Annotated in this window: 21 protein-coding genes and 1 other RNA gene; 11 read left to right on the top strand and 11 right to left on the bottom strand. The window is 62.6% G+C overall.

Annotated elements, in window-relative coordinates; all coding sequences use genetic code 11:
• Positions 1–16: 16 nt before the first annotated feature.
• The 8 genes from C9427_RS12165 to ffs form a co-directional block, all read right to left on the bottom strand.
• Positions 17–1,660, bottom strand: coding sequence for an ABC transporter substrate-binding protein (locus tag C9427_RS12165; RefSeq protein ID WP_107649408.1), 1,644 nt, complete (start codon positions 1,658–1,660; stop codon positions 17–19).
• Positions 1,661–1,911: 251 nt separating this feature from the next.
• Entirely contained in the window at positions 1,912–3,186 is a 1,275-nt protein-coding gene (locus C9427_RS12160; RefSeq protein ID WP_107649407.1) for a lytic murein transglycosylase, read from the bottom strand.
• Between the two features lie 173 nt (positions 3,187–3,359).
• Positions 3,360–3,965: a recombination mediator RecR gene (gene recR / locus C9427_RS12150; protein ID WP_107649406.1), complete on the bottom strand. Its 606-nt coding sequence runs from the start codon at positions 3,963–3,965 to the stop codon at positions 3,360–3,362.
• A 105-nt stretch (positions 3,966–4,070) separates the two neighbouring features.
• A complete protein-coding gene (locus C9427_RS12145) occupies positions 4,071–5,039 on the bottom strand; it encodes a cell wall hydrolase (RefSeq protein ID WP_107649405.1) in 969 nt (322 codons plus the stop codon).
• Between the two features lie 132 nt (positions 5,040–5,171).
• On the bottom strand, positions 5,172–5,591 hold the full coding sequence (locus tag C9427_RS12140; protein WP_167434325.1) for a hypothetical protein: 420 nt from the start codon (positions 5,589–5,591) through the stop codon (positions 5,172–5,174).
• Between the two features lie 15 nt (positions 5,592–5,606).
• The gene (locus C9427_RS12135) at positions 5,607–5,930 is read right to left on the bottom strand and encodes a YbaB/EbfC family nucleoid-associated protein (protein ID WP_097576964.1); all 324 of its coding nucleotides are present in this window, start codon (positions 5,928–5,930) and stop codon (positions 5,607–5,609) included.
• Between the two features lie 31 nt (positions 5,931–5,961).
• Positions 5,962–7,803, bottom strand: coding sequence for a DNA polymerase III subunit gamma/tau (locus C9427_RS12130; RefSeq protein WP_107649404.1), 1,842 nt, complete (start codon positions 7,801–7,803; stop codon positions 5,962–5,964).
• Positions 7,804–7,909: 106 nt separating this feature from the next.
• Positions 7,910–8,006: signal recognition particle sRNA small type (gene ffs / locus C9427_RS12125), an RNA gene on the bottom strand.
• Between the two features lie 418 nt (positions 8,007–8,424).
• Here ffs and C9427_RS12120 point away from each other — a divergent pair.
• From C9427_RS12120 to C9427_RS12110, 3 genes are read left to right on the top strand one after another with little or no spacing between them, the layout of a single operon-like run.
• On the top strand, positions 8,425–8,844 hold the full coding sequence (locus tag C9427_RS12120; protein ID WP_107649403.1) for an HIT domain-containing protein: 420 nt from the start codon (positions 8,425–8,427) through the stop codon (positions 8,842–8,844).
• Between the two features lie 41 nt (positions 8,845–8,885).
• Positions 8,886–9,827, top strand: coding sequence for an NAD(+) diphosphatase (nudC, locus tag C9427_RS12115; protein ID WP_107649402.1), 942 nt, complete (start codon positions 8,886–8,888; stop codon positions 9,825–9,827).
• Positions 9,828–9,842: 15 nt separating this feature from the next.
• Positions 9,843–10,145 carry a Dabb family protein gene (locus C9427_RS12110; protein WP_107649401.1) on the top strand — a complete coding sequence of 101 codons (303 nt, stop codon included), beginning with the start codon at positions 9,843–9,845 and terminating at the stop codon, positions 10,143–10,145.
• A 48-nt stretch (positions 10,146–10,193) separates the two neighbouring features.
• Here C9427_RS12110 and C9427_RS12105 read toward each other — a convergent pair whose 3' ends face one another.
• Together C9427_RS12105 and C9427_RS12100 are read right to left on the bottom strand one after the other, a co-directional pair.
• The gene (locus tag C9427_RS12105; protein ID WP_107649400.1) at positions 10,194–11,057 is read right to left on the bottom strand and encodes a prephenate dehydratase; all 864 of its coding nucleotides are present in this window, start codon (positions 11,055–11,057) and stop codon (positions 10,194–10,196) included.
• Between the two features lie 24 nt (positions 11,058–11,081).
• Complete coding sequence (locus C9427_RS12100) at positions 11,082–11,810, bottom strand: 3-deoxy-manno-octulosonate cytidylyltransferase (RefSeq protein WP_107649399.1); 729 nt, start codon at positions 11,808–11,810, stop codon at positions 11,082–11,084.
• A 193-nt stretch (positions 11,811–12,003) separates the two neighbouring features.
• Here C9427_RS12100 and C9427_RS12095 point away from each other — a divergent pair, with 193 nt between their 5' ends.
• The 8 genes from C9427_RS12095 to C9427_RS12060 all read left to right on the top strand — a co-directional run bounded on the left by C9427_RS12095 (position 12,004) and on the right by C9427_RS12060 (position 21,747).
• Positions 12,004–12,708 (top strand): c-type cytochrome, encoded by a 705-nt coding sequence (locus tag C9427_RS12095; RefSeq protein WP_107649398.1) that lies wholly within the window; start codon positions 12,004–12,006, stop codon positions 12,706–12,708.
• 158 nt (positions 12,709–12,866) lie between these two features.
• Entirely contained in the window at positions 12,867–14,744 is a 1,878-nt protein-coding gene (locus C9427_RS12090) for an extracellular solute-binding protein (RefSeq protein ID WP_107649397.1), read from the top strand.
• Positions 14,744–16,621, top strand: coding sequence for an extracellular solute-binding protein (locus C9427_RS12085; RefSeq protein ID WP_107649396.1), 1,878 nt, complete (start codon positions 14,744–14,746; stop codon positions 16,619–16,621). The genes C9427_RS12090 and C9427_RS12085 overlap by 1 nt, the downstream gene beginning before the upstream one ends.
• Positions 16,608–16,901 (top strand): hypothetical protein, encoded by a 294-nt coding sequence (locus C9427_RS12080; protein WP_208636363.1) that lies wholly within the window; start codon positions 16,608–16,610, stop codon positions 16,899–16,901. The genes C9427_RS12085 and C9427_RS12080 overlap by 14 nt, the downstream gene beginning before the upstream one ends.
• The gene (locus C9427_RS12075) at positions 16,901–17,998 is read left to right on the top strand and encodes a microcin C ABC transporter permease YejB (protein ID WP_107649395.1); all 1,098 of its coding nucleotides are present in this window, start codon (positions 16,901–16,903) and stop codon (positions 17,996–17,998) included. Before C9427_RS12080 ends, C9427_RS12075 begins: the two co-directional genes overlap by 1 nt.
• The gene (locus C9427_RS12070) at positions 17,998–19,137 is read left to right on the top strand and encodes an ABC transporter permease (protein WP_107649394.1); all 1,140 of its coding nucleotides are present in this window, start codon (positions 17,998–18,000) and stop codon (positions 19,135–19,137) included. The genes C9427_RS12075 and C9427_RS12070 overlap by 1 nt, the downstream gene beginning before the upstream one ends.
• Positions 19,134–20,765, top strand: coding sequence for an ABC transporter ATP-binding protein (locus C9427_RS12065; RefSeq protein ID WP_107649393.1), 1,632 nt, complete (start codon positions 19,134–19,136; stop codon positions 20,763–20,765). Before C9427_RS12070 ends, C9427_RS12065 begins: the two co-directional genes overlap by 4 nt.
• 40 nt (positions 20,766–20,805) lie before the next feature.
• Entirely contained in the window at positions 20,806–21,747 is a 942-nt protein-coding gene (locus C9427_RS12060) for a 2-hydroxyacid dehydrogenase (protein ID WP_107649392.1), read from the top strand.
• Here C9427_RS12060 and C9427_RS12055 read toward each other — a convergent pair.
• Positions 21,744–22,103: a hypothetical protein gene (locus C9427_RS12055; RefSeq protein ID WP_107649391.1), complete on the bottom strand. Its 360-nt coding sequence runs from the start codon at positions 22,101–22,103 to the stop codon at positions 21,744–21,746. The genes C9427_RS12060 and C9427_RS12055 overlap by 4 nt on opposite strands.
• Positions 22,104–22,135: the final 32 nt, after the last annotated feature.

The following is a 22,135-nucleotide window of genomic DNA, read 5'->3' as shown; positions in this document are numbered from 1 at the left end:
GGCGCGTCCGCCGGCATCACTCCTTGGAGACCGGCCCGACGAAGTTGGTGTCGAAGCTCGGGCCGAGCGCAAAGCCCTTGAGGTTCTTGCGCAGGCCGGCCACTTCCAGCTGCTGGTGAATGACGACGAAGGGGCTGGTGTCGAGGATCTTCTTTTCAAGTTCCTGGTACATCGCCGCGCGCTTGGCCGAATCTTTCTCGAGCAGGGCGGCCTCGGTTTCCTTGGTCAGATCCGGGATGTCCCAGGCATTGCGCCAGGCGAGCGTCTTGGTCTTGCCTTCATCCGAATTGTCGGGGTTCGAGGCGAAGGTCTGGGCATTGGAGTTCGGATCGAAATAGTCCTGGCCCCACTGGCCGATATAGATGTCGTGGTTGCGGGCGCGATACTTGGTCAGCGTCTGCTTGCCGTCGCCGGGGATGATCTCCAGCTTGATGCCGGCCTGTCCCAGCGTCTGCTGGATCGATTCCGCCATGCCGGTGGTCGGCTGGCCGGTACGCACGTCCATGGTCACGCTGAAGCCGTCCGGCAGGCCGGCCTTGGCCAGCAGTTCCTTGGCCTTGGCGACGTCGAACTTGAACGGGTTCTCGTCGAGCTCGCCGAGGACGCCCTTGGGCAGGAAGGTCTGGTGGATCTCGCCGATGCCTTTGAGGATGGTTGAACTCAGTGCGTCATAGTCGACCAGGTATTTGAACGCCTGGCGAACTTCCGGCTTGGCGAGGTTCGGGTTCTTCTGGTTGAGGCTGATGTAGTACACCGTCCCCTTCGGCGCGCTGGTCGAGGTGAGATCGGCGTTCTTGGCGATGGCGTCGAGGTCGTTCGGCTCGAGGTTGCGGGCAACGTCGATGTCGCCGGCCTCGAGCGCCAGGCGCTGTGCCGAGCTTTCCTTCATGTTGCGGTAGATGACGCGGGCGAGCTTGGCCTTTTCGCCAAAATAGTTGTCATTGCGCTCCATGACGACGGCTTCATTGGCGCGCCATTCACGCAGCTTGAACTGCCCGGAGCCGGCATAGCCGGTCTTCAGCCAGGCATTGCCGAAATCATTGTCCCATTTGTAGTCGGCGCTCGGCGTCACCGTCGCCACATGTTCCTTGACCAGCTTGGCGTCGACGACCGAGGCGACGGTCGCCGACAGGCAGTTCAGCACGAAGCTCGGCGCATAGGCCTTGTCGACCGTGAACTGGAAGGTGGTGTCATCGACGGCCTTGGCTTTTTCGGCGACATTGTCGCCGCTGATGCCGAACTGCCCGATGATGAAGGCCGGGCTCTTGTCGAGCTTGATGGCGCGCTCGAAGGAATAGGCGACGTCGGCCGCCGTGATCGGATTGCCCGAAGCGAATTTCAGGCCGGGCTTGAGTTTGAAGGTATAGACCAGGCCATCGTCGGAGACGGTCCAGCTCTCGGCGAGATCGCCCTTGACCTTGGAGGTGTCGCTGAGGTCGAGGCGGACCAGAAGATCATAGGTGTTGCCGGTGACCTCGGCGGTCGACAGCTCGAACGCCTCGCCCGGATCCATGGAGATGATGTCGTCGATCGCGAAGCCTTCGACCAGCGTATCGGCGGGGGTCACGGCAAGGGCGGGCGCGCCGGCCAGAAGCAGCGCGGACATGGCCGCGCCGGCGAGCAAGGTACGCGAGCGAAGAGCAAACTTTTCCATCATCATGGCGATTGTTCCCTGTTTTGTTGACCTGAGTTCCCGGCTCAGGTTGAAATGTTCTCATGCCGGCCCGAACGATGGCCCTGGACCCGTTATCGTGGCAATTTTTGTCCAGTTGGTCCACACCATATCCGGCGACCGCAAGCCCGGCAACGAGCATTTTGCAACCCGCCCACCGCAGCCAAAATAGCTACGGCGAGCGACCGGCAATACCCATCAATGGTCGTCGGTAAACAGGAAATGTGCTGTTTTCCCAGCTACTTAATCGCCGCGACCAGATCGGCGTCGGGAAAACAGGTGGCTGCCTGGCCGTTCTTGGCCTGCCATTTGCCGATCGACCGGCGCGTCTTGAACCCGGGCAGGCCGTCTGCGCTGCCGACATCATAGCCCTTGGCTTCCAGTGCCCGCTGCAGGGCGGCGATATCAGACCTGTGCAAACCGCCGACCGCGCCCCAGCTGCCCGAAAAATTGCTGTCGCCATTGGCGATGCGGTCGGCTCCATGGCCGATGAACAGGGCATAGAGGTCGCTGGTGTTGTATTGCTTCAGCACGTAGAAATTCGGCGTGGCGATGAAGGCCGGACCGCTGCGGCCGGCCGGCATCAAGAGAAATCCTTCCTTCTTCAACTCGCTCGCCGGGAACGCCTTGCCGCCGACGCGCTTGATGCCCATCGCCGCCCACTCGGAAATCTTCTTGCCCTGGTCGGGGCCTTCGAGCGAGCAGGAAACGCTCTCGGGCACCGTCACCTCGAAGCCCCAGCCACGGCCCTTCACCCAGCCGTAGTGCACGAGATAATTGGCGATCGAGGCCAGCGTGTCCGGTACCGAATTCCAGATGTCGGCGCGGCCGTCGCCGTCGAAATCGACAGCGTGTTTGAGGAAGGAGGTCGGCATGAATTGCGGCTGGCCGAGCGCGCCCGCCCAGGACGATTTCATCGCGCCGACCGGAGCCAGCCCGCGCTCGACGATTTCCAACGCCGCCAAAAGCTCGGTGCGAAAGAACGCTTTCTTTGTCGACATGAACGCCTTGGTGCCCAGCACTTCAAAGGCGTCGTAGGGCATCTTCGCCGCGCCAAAGCCGGTCTCGCGGCCCCAGATCGCCAGCAGCACCTCGCCCGGCACGCCGTAGCGCTCCTCGATCGCGGCCAGCGTCCTGGCATTGGCCGCCTCACGCGTCCGGCCGCCCGATGTGACGGCGCGAACCGTCTTTTCGGCGAAATAGGCGCCGGGCGAACCGAACTCCGCCTGATGCTGCTTCCGCGGCGTCGTCGCCTTCTTTCCCGGCAGCACGAGGTCGGGCAGTTTGAGGTTCGGTTTCACGCCGTCGAAGGCGGTATCAAAGGTTTTCTCGGAGATGCCTTTTGCCTTGGCTTCGGGCCAGAGGTCGTTCTGCAGCCAGGCGCGGAACTGGTCGTCGATTGGTGCTGCGGAGGCAGGGGTGGCGAGAAGGAGGACGAGTGTAACCAGAAAGGGAATGAGGACCAATCCGCGAAGCGCGCGCTCTACGGCGCCCCCCTCTGTCCTGCCGGACATCTCCCCCACGCGGGGGGAGATTGGCTGTCGTTTCCACTTTCGCCAATCACGAACGTTGGAAGGGAAGCGCCGCCCGCGAAGCTGCCAATCTCCCCCCTCGTGGGGGAGATGTCCGGCAGGACAGAGGGGGGCGCGAAGGAACGCAGTCATCTCAGGTTCCTTCCCCCACCCCGTCAAAACGCCGTCCGCGAGCGCAGCGCCGCGGCCAGCGTGCCTTCGTCGAGATAATCGAGCTCACCACCGACCGGCACACCATGCGCCAGCCGTGTCACCTTGATCTCGAAGCCGGAGAGCTGATCAGTCAGGTAATGCGCCGTGGTCTGGCCCTCGACCGTGGCGTTGACGGCGAGGATGACCTCCTTGACCTCGCCACCGGCGACACGATCGACCAGCGAGCGGATGTTGAGCTGCTCGGGGCCGATGCCGTCGAGCGGCGACAGCGTGCCGCCAAGCACGTGGTAGCGCACATTCATGGCCGCCGCCCGCTCCAGCGCCCACAAGTCGGAGACGTCCTCGACGACGATGAGCGTGCCGGCATCGCGGCGAGGATCGGTGCAGATCATGCAAGGGTCCGAAGTATCGACATTGCCGCAGGTCGAGCAGATGCGCACCTTGTCGACCGCCTCGCTCATGGCGACGGCGAGCGGCGACAGCAACTGCTCCTTCTTCTTGATGAGATGGAGTGCCGCGCGCCTGGCCGAGCGGGGACCGAGCCCCGGCACCTTGGCCAGGAGCTGGATCAGGCGTTCGATCTCGGGACCGGCGATTCGCTTGGACATCGCATCGGTTTAGGATTTTTCCGCGCGCTTTGGAACACTACAACAGCGTATCCCAATCAACGGCAAGCACACTGCTGCCAAGGCGATCGCAAGAACCCTTGGCCGTCAGTTCTCCTCCAGCGGACGGGTCTGGCCGACGATCATCGCAGCGATGGCATCGGTGTTCTCGGGCGTCGATTCAAACGCCATTGTCGGCTCGGCCGGCGCCGCCTGGGATGCGGTGACAGGTGGCGGTGCGGCAGTGCCACCGAAGCGGGCCGCGTCCGGTTCCTGCATCGGCTCTTGCAATGCCACGATGGTCTCAGGCCTCTCCTGCTTGGCGGTCGCGTTCACGAGAGCGGCCTTTGCGGGCCTTGCCGGCCATGATGCGGCTGCAGTCACATAGGTTGCCTGGGTGGGGGTCGCCTTGTCCGAAGTCATCCTGGAGGATGTTGCATTGGCCACCCTCACCCGCGCGGCGGAGGCGACGAGCGTTACCGGAGCGGTGGGCGCCGACGTTCGCGGCGCAGCCTGGGCCACGGCGACCATCGGCTCGTCGGGCAGCGGCTGCCAGTTGCGTCCGCGCTTCTCGTAGAAGGCGTTGCCGCCGGCAACCATGGTGTAGTGCATGTTCTTGTAGGGGAAACGCAGGCCGGCGGTGTGGAAGAACATCGTGTTCTTCAGCTTGGCCTTGCGCTCGCCCTTGAGGACGGCCTCGGCGGCTTCCTCGACATCGGGCATCGCCTTGGAATTCATCGGCCGCGTCATCACGCCCGGCGCGAACTGGCCGCGCTCGCCGACCACCTGGCATATGGTGCTGCCGTGCTTGCCGGAGCGCAGCCGGTTCATGACCACCGTGCCGACGGCAATCATGCCGTCACGGCTCGACCGGTTGGATTCGAAAAACATCGCCCGCTGCAGGCATTCCTTGTCCTTCGGCGTGTAACCATAGGCCCGCGAACTCAGGAAGCTCGGCGTTATCGCATCAGTCAGGCTGGACATGCCGTGCGAAGTGGTCTGGCTGCAGGCGGCCAAAAACAACGGAGAAGTGACGACGCCGAGCAACAACGGCATCTTCCATGGGGTAGAGATCAAAAGTGTCCCCTCGTTTCTGCTGCCCAGCCCGCCCCTGGTTGCGGCAAGAATGAGACACTTTCAGGCAAAAAGATGGCTAAAGGGTTATTAAGTGGAAGGTGGCAGAATAGCCACACCCGATAAGGAGCAGGTTCAATTGGCTGACGGCACGAACCGTTGCCCGGGTTCGGCCTCTTCGAACGCCTCCGAAAACAGCCCGCGTTGCAGGAACAGCAGCCGTGCATCCCTTGCTTTGGGCGCTATCTGACGCGGCCAGTCACTCTCGACGAACTCGGCTTTGGTGAAGTCAGGGGTTGCCGCGCAGGCTGCTTCGAGAAAATCGGCGATTTCCAGCACGATCGCGCGTTCGTCCCTCGAAAGAGCCGACATGCCGGACTCGATCGATGGGCGGTGGACGAAATCCTCGAAGAGATTGAGATAACCGCTGATCCCGACCAGATCCACGCCGTTGTCGCAGTCGGCGAGGATTTCCAGGATCTCATAGATCCTGTTTCGGACGCGCTGCTCTATCAGCCTGGCGGAAGGGTCTTCGGTCACGGGCGCCGCTGGCATGGCCGGATCCCGATCCTAGAACGGCAGCTTCATTCCCGGCGGTATCGGCAATCCCGCCGTCAGCGCCTTGGTCTTCTCCTGCATGACCTGCTCGACCTTGTTCTTGGCGTCATTGTGAGCGGCGAGGAGCAAATCCTCCAGGATCTCGACCTCGTCCTCCTTGAACAGCGACGGGTCAATCTTCAGCGACTTCATCTCGAACTTGCCGGTCAGCGTCACGTTGACCAGTCCGCCGCCGGCCTGGCCGGTAGCCTCCAGCGTGGCGATCTCATCCTGCATGGCCTGGAACTTGGCCTGCATTTCCTTCGCCTTGCCCATCAAGCCGAGAAGATCTTTCATGGTCCGATCCTTTGCAGGTTCACACGGTTGGTCAGGTTTCGTCGTCGTCCGCCGCCGGCTCGACCGGCATTTCGGCCTCGGCCTCATCGGCTTCCGGCGCGTCGGGAATGCGCACATCGATGATCTTGGCGCCGGGAAACCGCGCGAGGATGGCGGCAACGGTCGGGTCGCTCTTGGCATCGAGGAAGGCATTTTCGCGCTTTGTCGATTCCATCTCGGCCAGCGTCTGGCCGCCTTCTTCCTTCGACAGCGACACCAGCCAGTTGCGGCCGGTCCAGGCGCGCAGCTTGGCGGTCAGATCGTTGAGCAACATCTTCGGCGCGTCGGCGGTCAGGCTGACGTCGATGCGGCCGGGCTCGATGCGCACCGGGCGCACGCAGCGCTTCACCAGCACCTTGAAAGCCATGTCGCGATTGGCGTCGGCAAGGGCGACGATGTCGGCCAGCGATTTGACCGGCACCGGCGGGGTCTCGACGACCGGCTCTGGCGGTGCAACAAAGGCAACCGGCATGGGTTCGGGCTCGACCAGCCGCATCGTCTGCGCGCCGCCAGTGGCCGCTGGCATCCGCGTCTGGGTCACGGTGCTGGCGCCGCCGCCATTACCAGAACTTGCCTGGCCAGAATTTATCGGGCCGGAGCTTGCCGGCGCCCCGTTCGAACGCGGCGCGCCGTTCGGGCCCGCGCCCTCCAGCGACTTCAGCGCCTCGTCCAGTGTCGGCAAGTCGGCGGCATGCGCCAGCCGGATCAGCACCATTTCGGCGGCGCTGACCGGCCGGTTGGAAGACTGCACTTCGGGAATGCCCTTGAGCAGCATCTGCCAGGTCCGCGACAGCACCCTGACCGACAGCGCCCTGGCGAAGTCGGCGCCGCGCCGGCGCTCGTCCTCGGACAGCGAGGCATCTTCAAGGGCTGTCGGCACGAAACGCAGACGGGTGACGAGGTGATTGAACTCGGCAAGGTCGGTCAGCACCGCGGCCGGATCGGCGCCGATGTCATATTGGGCCCGGAACTCGGCAAGGGCAGCGGCCACGTCACCCTTCATCACATGTTCGAACAGGTCGACAATGCGGGCGCGGTCGGCCAGCCCCAGCATGGCGCGCACGGCCTCGGCAGTGACCTTGCTGGCGCCGTGGGCGATCGCCTGGTCCAGGATCGATTGCGCGTCGCGCATCGACCCCTCGGCGGCCCGCGCAATCATCGCCAGCGCCTGATCCTCGGCATCGATGCCTTCGAGGCCGGCAATGCGACCAAGATCAGTCTTGATTACCGCCGGATCAATACGCCTGAGATCGAAGCGCTGGCAGCGCGACAGCACGGTGATCGGCACTTTGCGGATTTCAGTGGTGGCGAAGATGAATTTGACGTGCGGCGGCGGCTCTTCCAGCGTCTTCAGCAAGCCGTTGAAGGCCTGGGTGGAGAGCATGTGGACTTCGTCGATGATGTAGACCTTGTAGCGGGCCGAGACCGGCGCATAGCGCACGCGCTCGATGATGTCCCTGATGTCGTCGATGCCGGTGTGGGAGGCGGCGTCCATTTCGATGACGTCGACATGGCGGCCTTCCATGATCGCCTGGCAATGCTCGCCGGGCACGGAAAGGTCGACCGAAGGCTGGTCGATCTCGGCCGTCCTGTAATTGAGCGCCCGCGCCAGGATGCGCGCCGTCGTCGTCTTGCCGACACCGCGCACGCCTGTCAGCATCCAGGCCTGGGCGATGCGGCCGGTTGCAAAGGCGTTGGTCAGGGTTCGGACCATCGGCTCCTGGCCGATCAGTTCGGAGAAATTCGAAGGACGGTATTTGCGCGCCAGAACGCGATAGGCGACGGCCCCGCCTTGAATCGCTCGGTCGGTTCCCGAATTTCCGGCTTCGCTCATTCGCCCGTAAAGCTCCAAAGGCCACGTCTGCAAGGCGGCCGATTCCTGCCCGTAGTCTCGCCCGCAGGGCTTGGCGCCGTCAATGTCGCGGGAGAAAGGCGAAGAGGCGGGAGGCTGGAACAATGACCCGTTCCGGGCTCGTTAGGGCTGCTTCCTTCCGGACCTGACCCGGTTGGCGAGTGGATCGTCCACCACCAACCTCCCGCTTTCCATATCGGCAATTCGGCGGTGAAATGCAAGAGCGCAGGACCAATCAGCCGGGATGGAGCCAAAGGCTGAAACAAAACCCGCCTTGGCGGCAGGTCATCGGCGCAAATCAGCACCCTGCCGAAATGTGTAGCATAATTGCGGGCACAAAGCGAGAACAAATTTGCACGCCTTCGGTTTTGGAGATTGGCGAAAACCAAGGCGACATCCGATCTACTTCCTTGCGGGAATGATCGACGGCTTCGCCGATGGCGCCTGTTTCGGAATGTTCCAGGTGCCCGGCAGAGCGACGAGGGCAGCGCCGACCTGAAGCGATTGCTCCAATGATTCGCTTGCAGGCCTCTTGCGGCCTCTTGGCAGCCGCTCTAGCGTTCATGAGCTTGAGAAAAAAACTACAAAGCGAGGAAAACGCCGATGCTGCCGGGCCTCAAGGCCGGATTCACGCTGGATACCCGCCTGGAGGCAGACAGCGAGCAGCTCATGTGGCTTGGGCTGTGCGAGCTGCGGGTGATGAACGATCGGCGCTGGCCGTGGCTGCTGCTGGTCCCGCAGCGGCCGGGCGCGGAGGAAATCCACGACATGACGCCGCTCGACCAGGCGATGCTGACCTTCGAGACCAATATGGTGGCGCAGGCGCTGAAGCGCGTGACCGGCTGCACCAAGATCAACACCGGCGCGCTCGGCAACATCGTGCGCCAGTTGCATGTCCACGTCATTGCCCGCTCGGAAGGCGATCCCGGCTGGCCAGGCCCGGTGTGGGGGCACGGCATGCGCGAGCCTTACCAGCGCTCGGACCTGCGCCGGTTTGCCGAAACGATCAAGGCAGCGTTATAAGCCTGTCTTGTGTCCATCCCTGAGTTTTGCCCGAGTCCCCCATGAGCTTCCGCCTGTTTGACGCGCCCTTGCGCGAGCCGAGCCAGTTCGTCGGCTTCGCCGGCAACACAATTGACCGGCAATCCGAAAACCGCGCCGACGATTCCGTCGAAAAGGCGCTCGCCGATCCAACGACAAGGCTTTTGCTGATGCATGGTGGGCGGCTCTATCTGAAACCCGGAGACGGCGGCTTCGATCCCTGGTTCGGCGCCGACGAGAGCCAGCCGCTTCAGGCACCGCTCGACCGTGGCGTCCTGCTCGGCTTTTCCGAACATGGCCCGGTGCTTGCCGTGCCCGCTGGCATCGAGCCCGAACAATTGCCGGAGGCGATCAAGGCCATCGACTACCGTTCGGTCTATATGCAGGGGCTGATCGACGAAGCGGCGGCCGGCGCGCTGGCGCAAGGGGCCGCACTGCTCGCCTGGCATGCGAGCCACCGCTTCTGCAGCAAATGCGGCACGGAGTCCGAAATGCGGGCCGGCGGCTACAAGCGGCTTTGCCCGGCCTGCGGCACCGAGCATTTTCCGCGCACCGACCCGGTGGCGATCATGCTGACGGCGACGCCCGAAAAATGCCTGCTCGGCCGCGGGCGGCATTTCGCGCCGGGCATGTATTCGGCACTTGCCGGCTTCATCGAACCCGGCGAAACGATCGAGGCGGCGGTGCGCCGCGAAACGCTGGAGGAAGCCGGCATCCGGCTTGGCCGCGTCGTCTACCACGCCAGCCAGCCCTGGCCGTTCCCCTATTCGCTGATGATCGGCTGCTTCGGCGAGCCGCTCAACGACGACATCCAGGCCGATCTCAACGAGCTGGAAGACTGCCGCTGGTTTTATCGCGACGAGGTGCGTTCGATGCTCGCCAAGGAGCATCCCGGCAATCTGTTCACGCCGCCGAAGGGAGCGATCGCCTATAACCTCATCCGCGCCTGGGCAGACAGCGCGTAACGCAGGGAGAACGAAATGATCCGTCACACCGTCGTGTTCACGCTGAAGCACAAGCCGCACTCGATCGAGGAGAAACGGTTCCTGACCGACGCCAAGAAGATCCTCACGGGGATTAAGGGCGTCACGCATTTCGAGCAGTTGCGGCAGGTCAGCCCCAAGAACGATTTTCGTTTCGGCTTCTCGATGGAGTTCGCCGACCAGCGGGCCTATACCGGCTACAACGACCATCCCGACCATGTCGCCTTCGTTCGCGACCGCTGGATCCCGGAGGTCGAGGCCTTCATGGAGATCGACTACGTGCCGCTCGGCCTGCTCTGATTTTGGCTTGCGCCGACGCCCGGGCCGAGGGCACGCGGGTTACGCGCCTCAATCCGCCACCTTCCATTGCTCGCGCGATTCGCTGGCTGGATAGACACCCAAGATCCGCATTTCGCGCGAGAAGAAGCGCAGCTCGTCGAGCGCCAGCTTGACCAGCGGATCGTCGGGATGGCCCTCGATATCGGCATAGAACAGCGTCGCCGTGAAGGCGCCGAGCTGATAGCTCTCCAGCTTGGTCATGTTGATGCCGTTGGTGGCGAAACCGCCCATCGCCTTGTAGAGCGCGGCCGGCACGTTGCGGACGCGGAAGATGAACGTCGTCATCATCTTGGTGTCGGCCGAGGGGCGTTCGGCCCATTGCCTGTTCTTGGTCAGCACGACGAAGCGGGTGACGTTGCTGTCGGTGTCCTCGACATTCTCCTCGATGATGTCGAGCCCATAGAGCGTCGCGGCCAGGGCCGGCGCAAGCGCCGCCATGGTGCGGTCCTTCACCGCGGCGACCTGCTTGGCGGCGCCCGCCGTGTCGCCGGCGACGATCGCCTTCCAGCCGTTCTTGCGGATGTATTTGCGGCATTGGCCGAGCGCATGGATATGGCTGTGCACGGTTTTGATCTCGTCGCGCTTGACGCCAGGCAAAACCATGAGCTGGAAATGGATCGGCAGGAAATACTCGCCGATAATGTGCAGTTTCGATTCCGGCAGGAGATGATGGATGTCGGCGACGCGTCCGGCGATGGTGTTCTCGATCGGAATCATGGCGAGGTCGGCCTTGCCGGTCTCGACGGCATTGAAGGCATCCTCGAAGGTCGGGCACGGCAACGGCTCCATATCAGGGAACATGTTGCGGCTGGCGGTGTCGGAATTGGCGCCCGGCTCGCCCTGGAAGGATATTCTGTTGGTCTTTTCAGGCATGCCAAATGTCTCGGTTGAAATGTCTCAGATTGAAAGGATGGTTCTGGCGCGTTCCAGATCTTCCGGCGTGTCGACGCCGAGCGGCAGCGACTGCACAATCTCGGCGTCGATGCGCATGCCGGCCTCCAGCGCCCGCAATTGCTCCAGTCTCTCGCGCCGCTCCAGCGGCGATGGCTTCAGCGCGACGAAGCGCTCTAGCGCTGACCGGCGGTAGGCATAGAGGCCAATGTGGTGATAGAGCGGCCCCTCGCCCCAAGGTGCGGTGGCACGGGTGAAATAGAGCGCCCGCAACCGCGTCCCTGACAGGGGCGAGCCGACGATCTTGACGACATTGGGATTGGTCTTTTCCTCGTCGCGGACGATCTCGACGCCGAGCGTGGCGATGTCCACCGCCGGATCATCGAAGGGCTTCAGCGCGGCATTGATCGTATCGGGATCGATCGTCGGCAGGTCGCCCTGCACGTTGACGATGGTTTCGACCTTGCGCCCGGGGTCGAGGGTGGTCAGCGCCTCGAAGATGCGGTCGGAGCCCGATTCGTGGTCCGTGCGCGTCATGACAGCCTCGAAGCCGTGCAGGCGCACCGCGTCGGCGACGCTTTGCGTATCGGTGGCGACCACCACCCGGCCAAGCCCGGCATCCGCCGCGCGGCGGGCGACATGGACGATCATCGGAGCGCCGGCGATGTCGGCCAGCGGCTTGCCCGGCAGGCGGGTCGAGGCCATGCGGGCCGGGATGAGGATCAGTGTGGACATGACGACGGCAAGCGTTCGAAAAAGAGGATGGGAAAAGTGGCAAAAGGTCTCACTGGAAGCGCCCTTATAGGTGTTGCAACGCCGGAGCAAAAGACCTAGTTTCCGCCCGATTTGACCGGCTCCGAGGGCTGGGTCACGATACCGACGGACGGAGTGGACGGATCGGTCCGCCGGAAAAGGGAGCCTGGGGCGTATGGACTCTTTCGAAATCAACAAGCTGATCGGCGGGCTGCTCGGAACCGTGTTCGTGGTCTTCTCGGTCGGCCTTGTGTCCGATGCGCTGTTTGCCTCCCCCGCCCCGGAAAAGCCCGGCTTCATCATCGAGGCCACCGAGCCCACCGAAGGCGGTCCGGCAGCTCCCGCGGCGGAAGCCAAGCCGATCGCCGATCTGCTCGCCACCGCCAATGTCGAAGCTGGTGCGGCCGTGTTCAAGAAATGCCAGGCCTGCCATTCCGGCGAGAAGGGCGGCCCGAACAAGGTCGGCCCCGACCTGTGGGACTTGATCGACCGTCCGGTGGCCGAGCATGCAGGCTTTGCCTATTCGGCCGGCATGAAGGAATTTTCCAAGGGCGGCGCCGAGAAGTGGACCTACGACAACCTCAACCACTTCATCACCTCGCCGAAGAAGTTCATTAAGGGCACGGCGATGGGCTTTGCCGGCCTGCCGAAGGACGAGGACCGCGCCAACGTCATCGCCTATCTGCGCACGCTGTCGGACAATCCCAAGCCGCTGCCGACGCCCGGCGCTTCGGCCGATGCGGCCAAGCCGGCTGAAGGTGCGGCTCCGGCCAAACCAGCCGAGGGTGCCGCGCCAGCCAAGCCTGCGGAAGGTGCCGCACCGGCCAAGCCCGCCGAACCTGCTGCGCCGGCTCCTGCGGCGCCCGCCCCCGCCCAATGACAGAATTGTAATGGGCATATCCATAGAAAAGCCGGGTTCAGCCCGGCTTTTTTGTTAGGAAAACCGCATATGCGGCGACAAAGCCGGCCTGCGGCGGTTTTCATGGGCGTCAAATGATCTAGATTGCCTGAGGACGTGCATCGCCAAGAGGAGAACGCATGACGGTTGGCCGAACGCTTCTGAGGTCGCTGCTGACGGCGGTCCTACTGACCGCCGGATTGCAGGCAACTCACGCGGATGAATGGCGCACCACCTCGTCGCTGATCGGCAAGTCCAAATATGGCGACAATTTCCAGCACTACGACTACGTCAATCCGAACGCGCCGAAGGGCGGCACGCTGAATTCGGTGGTGCTCGGCACCTATGATAGTTTCAACCCCTATATCGTCCAGGGATCGCCAGCCGCAGGCTTCGCCGCGTTCGGCGGCGGCATGCTCTACGACACCCTGATGGAGCAAGCGACCGACGAAGGCGGTACCAGCCATCCGCTGATCGCGGACGCCTACAAATATCCTGACGATTATTCCTCGGCGACCTACCGCCTCGACCCACGCGCCAAATGGCATGACGGCCAGCCGATCACCGTCGACGACGTGATCTGGTCGTTCCAGGTACTGAAGGCCAACAGCCCGCAATACAGCCGCTATTTCGAGAATGTCACCGACGCGGTCGCTATCTCCGACCGCGAGGTCGAATTCCATTTCAACCAGAAGGGCAACCGCGAACTGCCGCAAATTCTAGGCGATCTCGCCGTGCTGCCGAAGCACTGGTGGGAGGGCACCGACGCCAACGGCAAAAAGCGCGACGTCACCAAGCCGACGCTGGAAATTCCACTCGGTTCGGCCGCCTATAAGATCGTCAGTTTCAAGCCGGGGTCGGAAATCGTCTGGCAGCGCGTGCCCGACTATTGGGCCGCCAAGCTGCCGGTGAAGATCGGCCGCGAGAATTTCGACAAGCAACGTTTCACCTATATTCTCGACAACAACGCCGCATGGCAGGCCTTCACCAAAGGCGGGCTGGAAGACATCAACCGGGAATACAGTTCCCGCAAATGGGCGACCGCGTACAATTTCCCAGCCGTCAAGGCTGGCGACGTCATCAAGAAGGATTTCCAGACCCAGTCGCCGCAGCCGATGCAGGCGTTTGTGCTCAACCAGCGGCGGCCGCTGTTCCAGAACCGTCTGGTGCGCGAGGCGTTAACCTATCCCTTCGACTTCGAGAGCATGAACCGCACGCTGTTCTTCGGCTTCAACACCCGCACCAGCAGCTACTTTCAAGGCACTGAACTGGCGTCGAGCGGGCTGCCGCAAGGCAAGGAACTCGAAATCCTCGAGCCTTATCGCGACAAGCTGCCACCCGAACTGTTCACCCAGGAATTCAAGCTGCCAGTCTACGACTCGCCACAAGCCGAGCGCAGGAATCTGAAAGCTGCGGTCGATCTTTTCACCAAGGCGGGCTGGGTGATCAAGGGCGGCAAGATGGTCAACGCCAAGACCGGCGAGCCATTCAAGTTCGAAATCCTCGGCTGGTATGACACGGACGAGGTCATCGCCAGCCCCTACATCGCCAATCTGCGCAAGATCGGCATCGACGCCACGCTGCGCATCATCGACCAGTCGCAGTATGTGAACCGTGTCAACAATTTCGATTTCGACGTGGTGACCGGAATGCTCCAGCAGTCGGATTCGGCGGGCAACGAACAGCGTGATTTCTGGAGCTCGAAGGCAGCGGACAAGCCGGGTTCCCGCAACCTGATGGGGATCAAGAATCCGGTCGTCGATGCGCTGGTCGACCGCGTGATCTTCGCCAAGGACCGCGACGATCTGGTCGCCGCCACCCATGCGCTCGACCGCGTGCTGTTGTGGAATTTCTACGTCGTGCCTCAGTATTATCGCTCGGCGGTCTGGCTGGCCTATTGGAACAAGTTCGACATGCCCACGAAGCAGCCTGCCTATCTTGGTGTGGATCAGGATTCCTGGTGGATCGACCCGGACAAGGAAAAGGCGCTGGCCGCGAAATACAAGGGTACCAATTGATGGGACCTCAATCGGCACTACCCCGCCGTGACTTCCTGGCGCTCGGCGCCGCGGCCGCGGCGGTCGCGCTGTTGCCCGGCCGGGTCTTCGCCACCATCCCGACCGGCGTAAAACTGCACGGTCTGTCGGCTTTCGGCGATCTTAAGTATCCTGCGGATTTCAAGCATTTCGGCTATGTCAATCCGGACGCCCCAAAGGGCGGCCAGATGAATTTCGCACCGCCCAACTCCACCTTGAATCAGAGCTTCCTGACCTTCAACACGTTGAATTCCCTGGTGTTGAAGGGAGATTCACCGCCGCGGACCGAACTCTGCTTCGATTCGCTAATGACAAGCACACTCGATGAGCCGGATGCGGTCTATGGGCTGCTTGCCGAGTCCGTCACCTTGTCGCAGGACCGCAACGGCTTCCGCTTCAGCCTGCGACCGCAAGCGCGCTTCCATGACGGCTCGCCGCTGACCGCCGAGGACGTTGCCTTCGCCTTGAAGCTTTACAAGGACAAGGGCCACCCGAACCTTTCCCAAGCGTTGCGGCATATGACGGAAGCGGTCGCGGTCGATCCGGTTACCGTCGACCTCACCTTCGACGGCAAACAGTCCGCGCAGAATATCCTTTCGGTCGTCGTAATGCCGATCGTATCCAAGGCCTTCTATACGGCCAATGAGTTCGATGCCTCGACAATGAAACCGCCACTCGGCTCGGGACCATACAAAATCGGGCGGGCGGCAGCCGGACAGACGGTCGAATATGAACGCGTCGCCGACTATTGGGGCAGCGATCTCGCGGTGAACCGCGGCCTTTACAATTTCGACCGAATCCGCATCGACTTTTATCTTGATCGCCAGGCAGCGTTCGAAGCCCTCAAGAAAGGCGACACGCATTTTCGTGAGGAATTTACCTCGCGTGTATGGGCGACGGGCTACGACTTTCCGGCGCTGAAGGACGGCAAGGTCGTCAAACGGGAGTTTCCCGGCGAGAAGTCGCCTGACATGCAGGCCGTGGCGCTGAACCAGCGCCGTCCGCAATTCCGCGATGCGCGCGTGAGAAGAGCGATCGCCAATTGCTTCGATTTCGAGTGGATCCAGCGGGTTCTGTTTTTCGGCTCCTACGAGCGCTCGCAATCGAACTTCGAACGATCGGACTACAAGGCCGAGGGCCTGCCCTCACCTGGAGAATTGGCCTTGCTCGAGCCGTTTCGAGCCGAGTTGCCACCAGAAACCTTCGGCGAACCGGTGATGCAACCTGTGTCCGACGGTTCGGGCCACGACCGCAAGCTGCTGGGCGCGGCTTCGAAACTGCTTGCCGCGGCCGGCTGGAAGCGAGCGGGCAATTTCGTCGTCAATGAAAAAGGCGAACGGCTGCGGGTGGAAATGCTGGCCGAGGACGATGGCCTGGTGCGCATTTTCACGCCATGGGCCGAGAATATGAAGGCGATCGGGATCGACGCTTCGATCCGGCAGGTCGATTCGACACAATATGAAAAGCGGCAGAGCGATTTCGACTTCGATTTCAACCTGCTCCACTGGTCGATCGGGGCGACGCCCACGGCCAACAGCCTGGAGATGCTGTACGACTCCCGGATGGCGAAGACGCCGGGGCAGCGCAACTATCCAGGTACCGAAAGCCCTGCCATCGACGCGCTGATCGAGGCAGCCGGCAAGGCGAACAGCCGGGTGGAACTCGTCACGGCGCTCCGGGCGCTCGACCGGGTCTTGCGCGCGCGGCTAGACTGGATTCCAACATATTACGGTGCGAATCACCGCGTTGCCTATTGGGACATGTTCGGCTTTCCCGAGCAGAAACCCGATTTTGGCTTTCCGGTCGAAACGCTGTGGTGGTTCGACAAGGGCAAGGCGGCAAAAATTGGCAAAGGGTGAATTTCTTGTGGGCGTCGGCGCCGCCCCTCACCTGTCTGCCGGCATCCTCTCCCCGCATAGTGACGGGGAGAGGGGCGCTATCATCGATGGTTTCGCCAATCACAAACGTTGTAGTAAAAGTGCCGAGACTGCGGCCAACCCCTTTCTCCCCGTCACTTTACGGGGAGAAATGTCCGGCAGGACAATGAGGGGCTGCGCCGGCGTCGACAACTGGCCTGAAGCAATTGCCTCGGAGGCACCTTCCGACACGATGATTCTCCTCAAGGAGGACACGATCTGATGGGCGCCTATATACTGCGCCGCATCCTGTTGATGATCCCGACCCTGTTCGGCATCATGGCGATATCCTTCGCCGTCATCCAGTTTGCGCCGGGCGGACCGGTGGAGCAGGTCATTGCCAGGCTGACCAACCAGGGCGGCAACGATCGCCTGGGCGGCGGCGGTGGCGGGGACACAGGCGGCAGCAATTTCGATGTCGCCGGCGACGTCGGTTCGAAATATCGCGGCGCGCAAGGGCTTGATCCGGAATTCATCGCCAAGCTGGAAAAGCAGTTCGGCTTCGACAAGCCGCCGCTCGAGCGCTTCGGCATGATGCTGTGGAACTATATCAGGTTCGATTTCGGCGACAGCTATTTCCGCGACATTTCGGTGCTCGACCTGATCCTCGAAAAGATGCCGGTGTCGATCTCGATCGGGCTGTGGATCACGCTTCTGTCCTACCTGATCTCGATCCCGCTTGGCATCCGCAAGGCGATCAAGGATGGCTCGGCGTTCGATGTGTGGACCAGCGGCGTCGTCATCGTCGGCTATGCCATTCCCGGCTTCCTATTTGCCATCCTGTTGATGGTGCTGTTTGCCGGCGGCTCGTTCTACGACTGGTTTCCGCTGCGCGGGATCACCTCCGACAACTGGGACCAGCTGTCGTGGCCGGCGCGGATCGTCGACTATTTCTGGCATATGGCGCTGCCGTTGACGGCGCTGGTGCTGTCGGCCTTCGCCACCACGACGCTGCTCACCAAGAATTCGTTCCTCGAGGAGATCCGCAAGCAATATGTGGTCACCGCCCGCGCCAAGGGCCTGACGGAACGGCAGGTGCTCTACGGCCATGTCTTCCGCAACGCCATGCTGATCGTCATTGCCGGCTTTCCCGGCGCCTTCATCTCGGCCTTCTTCACCGGTTCGCTGCTGATCGAGAACATTTTCTCGCTCGACGGTCTCGGCCTGCTCGGCTTCAACTCGGTGCTGCAGCGCGACTATCCGGTGGTCTTCGCCAATCTCTACATCTTTTCGCTGCTCGGGCTGTTCGTCGGGCTGCTGTCCGACCTGATGTACACCTGGGTCGATCCGCGCATCGACTTCGAGCGGAGAGACATCTGATGGCGGAAGCTGCCGCCGAAACGACGCCGGACCGGATCGCCCGGCCCCGGATGTCGCCGCTCAACCAGCGCCGCTGGCAGAATTTCAAGGCGAACCGGCGCGGCTACTGGTCGTTGTGGATATTCCTCGTGCTGTTCGTGCTATCGCTGTTTTCCGAATTCATCGCCAACGACAAGCCGATCGTCGCCTCCTACAAGGGCGAAATCCTGTTTCCGGTTCTGGTCGCCTATCCCGAGGAGAAGTTCGGCGGCTTCTATGCGGTCACCGATTATCGCGATCCGGTCATCCAGGACGAGATCAAGGCCCATGGCTGGATGATCTGGCCACCGGTCCGCTACTCCTACCAGACCGTCAACAACGCCATTCCCGAGGCGGCGCCGACCAAGCCTTCCTGGCTCTATGACAAGAAGACCCTTTGCAACCAGTATCCGCAAGGTGCGGCCGATCCCAATTGCATCGTCGGCAACTGGAATTGGCTGGGCACCGACGATCAGGCACGCGACGTGCTGGCGCGCGTCATCTACGGCTTCAGGGTCTCGGTGCTGTTCGGCCTGATCCTCACCGCCGGCTCGGCGCTGATCGGCGTGACGGCGGGCGCATTGCAAGGCTATTTCGGCGGCTGGACCGACCTTCTGTTCCAGCGCTTCATCGAGATCTGGTCTGCGATCCCGGTGCTCTATCTGCTTTTGATCGTCGCCGCCATCCTGCCCCCCGGCTTCTTCATCCTGCTCGGGCTGATGCTGCTGTTCTCCTGGGTGGCTTTGGTCGGCGTGGTGCGGGCCGAATTCCTGCGCGCCCGCAATTTCGAATATGTCAACGCGGCGCGCGCGCTCGGCGTGCCAAACCGCACCATCATGTTCCGGCACCTCTTGCCCAATGCGATGGTGGCGACGCTGACCTTCCTGCCATTCCTGCTCAGTGGCTCGATCTCGATGCTGACCTCGCTCGATTACCTTGGCTTCGGCCTGCCGCCCGGTTCCGCTTCGCTCGGCGAACTCCTGAAGCAGGCCCAGCGCAACCTCAACGCGCCATGGCTTGGCATTTCCGGCTTCGTCGTCATCTCGCTGATGCTGTCGCTGCTGGTCTTCGTCGGCGAGGCGACCCGCGACGCGTTCGATCCGCGCAAGACGTTCCGATGACCGAAGCCCCTCTCCTCTCCGTCAGGGATCTCAGCGTCGCCTTCGTGCAGGAAGGGCGCCAGTCGATGGCCGTCGACCACATCTCCTTCGACATCGCCAAGGGCGAGACGGTGGCGCTGGTCGGCGAATCCGGATCCGGCAAGTCGGTCTCGGCGCTGTCGGTATTGAAGCTGCTTCCCTACCCGACAGCCAGCCATCCGTCGGGGCAGATCCTGTTCCAGGGCGCCGACCTGCTCGCCACCAACGAGAAGGAACTGCGCCGCGTGCGCGGCAACAACATCACCATGATCTTCCAGGAGCCGATGACCTCGCTCAATCCGCTGCACTCGATCGAGCAGCAGATCGTCGAGGTGCTGAAGCTGCATCAGGGGCTGGGCGACCGCCAGGCCAAGGCGCGCACGCTGGAATTGTTGAACGAAGTCGGCATCCGCGAGCCGGAGAAACGGCTCGACGCCTATCCGCACCAGCTTTCCGGTGGCCAGCGCCAGCGTGTCATGATCGCCATGGCGCTGGCCAACGAGCCCGAGCTTCTGATCGCCGATGAGCCGACGACGGCGCTCGACGTGACCGTGCAGGCGCAGATCCTCGAACTGCTGGCGGACCTGAAGAGCCGCAAGAACATGTCGATGCTGTTCATCACGCACGATCTCGGTATCGTCAGGAAGATCGCCGATCGGGTCTGCGTGATGACCAAGGGCAAGATCGTCGAGACCGGTCCGACCAAGGACATTTTCGCCAATCCGCAGCACGCCTACACCAGGCATTTGCTAGCCGCCGAACCGAAGGGCAAGCCGCCGGCCGCCAACAATGCCGCCAAGCCTGTGATGACGGGCAAGGACATAAAGGTCTGGTTTCCGATCAAACGAGGCTTTTTCCGGCGCACCGTCGACAATGTGAAGGCAGTCGACGGCATCGACGTCACAGTGCGCGCCGGGCAGACGCTCGGCGTCGTCGGCGAATCCGGTTCGGGCAAGACGACGCTCGGCCTGGCGCTGGCCAGGATGATCTCGTCGACCGGGAGCATCCAGTTCAACGGACGCGACATCAACAAGCTGACCTTCAACGACATGCGGCCGCTCCGGCGCGAGTTGCAGATCGTCTTCCAGGATCCGTTCGGCTCGCTCAGCCCGCGCATGTCGATCTCCGAGATCATCGAGGAAGGGCTGAAGATCCACGAACCGAAACTGTCGCCCGATCAGCGCGACAAGCGCATCGTCGATGTGCTGAAGGAGGTCGGGCTCGACCCCGCCACGCGCAATCGCTATCCGCACGAATTCTCCGGCGGCCAGCGGCAGCGGGTCGCCATTGCGCGCGCCATGGTGCTCAACCCGCGCTTCGTCATGCTGGACGAGCCGACCTCGGCGCTCGACATGAGTGTGCAGGCGCAGGTCGTCGACCTCCTGCGCAGCCTGCAGGCCAAGCACGATCTCGCCTATCTGTTCATCAGCCATGATCTGAAGGTCATCCGCGCCCTTGCCAACGACGTCATCGTCATGCGCAATGGCAAGATCGTCGAGGCCGGTCCTTCCGAACAGATTTTTGGAAACCCGCAAACCGACTATACTCGGGCGCTGATCTCCGCCGCCTTCAAGATCGAGACGGCGCCGGTCGGCATCGTCAGCGAGTAGGCTGCAAAAGGCTCGGACAACAGGGAAGAATACTCCACGAATGGAAAAAGGCCGTATCCTGCTTGCCCTTAGCGGTATCCATCCACGGCGCTGGCAAGAGCTGCTGTCGGCGGAGCGCGAAGTCGTGCTTGAGCCGGAAGGCGCCAGCGACCCCTCGATCACCTATGCGGTGGTGTGGAAGCAGCGGCCGAACCTTCTGTCGTCGCTGCCCAATCTGCGCGCCATCTTCTCCATCGGCGCCGGCGTCGACCACATCTTTGCCGATCCCACCTTGCCCGATGTGCCGATCGTGAAGATCGTCGCCGACAATTTGACCCAGCACATGACCGAATATGTCGTGTGGCGGGTACTCGACCACCACCGCCAGGGCATGCTCTACCGCTCGCAGCAGCCCAAGAAGATCTGGCACGAGCCGCCACAGCGGCCGGCCGGCGACATCTCCGTCGGCATCATGGGGCTTGGCAATCTCGGTCGCGCCGCGGCATCGGCGCTCAAGTCGCTCGGCTTTGCGGTCAATGGCTGGTCGCGCAGCGACCGGCCGATGGAAGGCGTCTCGACCTATTCGGGCGAGGCCGGATTGATCCCTTTCCTCAATGCCACCGACATTCTGGTGGTGCTGTTGCCACTCACCCCGCAGACGCAAGGCATGATCAACCATGGTGTGCTGAAGGAGCTGCGCAAGCGCAACGGCCTTGGCGGCTCGGTGCTGATCAATGCCGGGCGCGGCCGCCTGCAGAAGGACGCCGACATCCTGCGCGCGCTGGAGGACGGCACGCTGAAGGAAGCGAGCCTCGACGTGTTCGAGGTCGAGCCGCTGCCCAAAACCAGCGCGCTGTGGAGCCACCCGAAGGTGTTCGTCACCCCGCATGCGGCGGCGACCTCCGATCCCGTGCATCTGGTGCCGATCATGCTGCGGCAGATGGCGGCGTTCGAGCGTGGCGAGACGCTCGACAACCTGGTGGATCGCAAGGCGGGATATTAGCTCGGCAAGGCGAATTTGTTCTGCTTGGCCGGCTTGCCGCATTCGCGGCGGGTGATCGACCGGTTCATGGCGTCGATCCGGCCGCTGGCCTGTTCGGCATCGCGCTGGGCCTTGGAACGGACATCGGGCGTGAACGGGCCGAAGCCTACCCCCGAATTGGAGAAGGCGGGTTTGGCATCCTGCGAAAGGTGATATTGCTGCGCCAAGGCGTTGCGTTGCGCCAGCAATTGGTCGCAAGGCACGCTGTCGAATTGCAGCGACGACTCGACGTTTTCATCCTGCCGTTCGGCCAGCGAAGAGCCGGCGCAGCCGGCCATTGCCAGGCAAGATGCCAAGACCACCAAGTTCCAGCGCATGGGCGTGCTCCGTGTCAATGTTCTATCTCTCG

This window comes from Mesorhizobium helmanticense (assembly GCF_003034915.1).
GTDB classification, from domain to species: domain Bacteria; phylum Pseudomonadota; class Alphaproteobacteria; order Rhizobiales; family Rhizobiaceae; genus Mesorhizobium; species Mesorhizobium helmanticense.
This window is presented reverse-complemented; position numbering and strand designations above follow the sequence as displayed.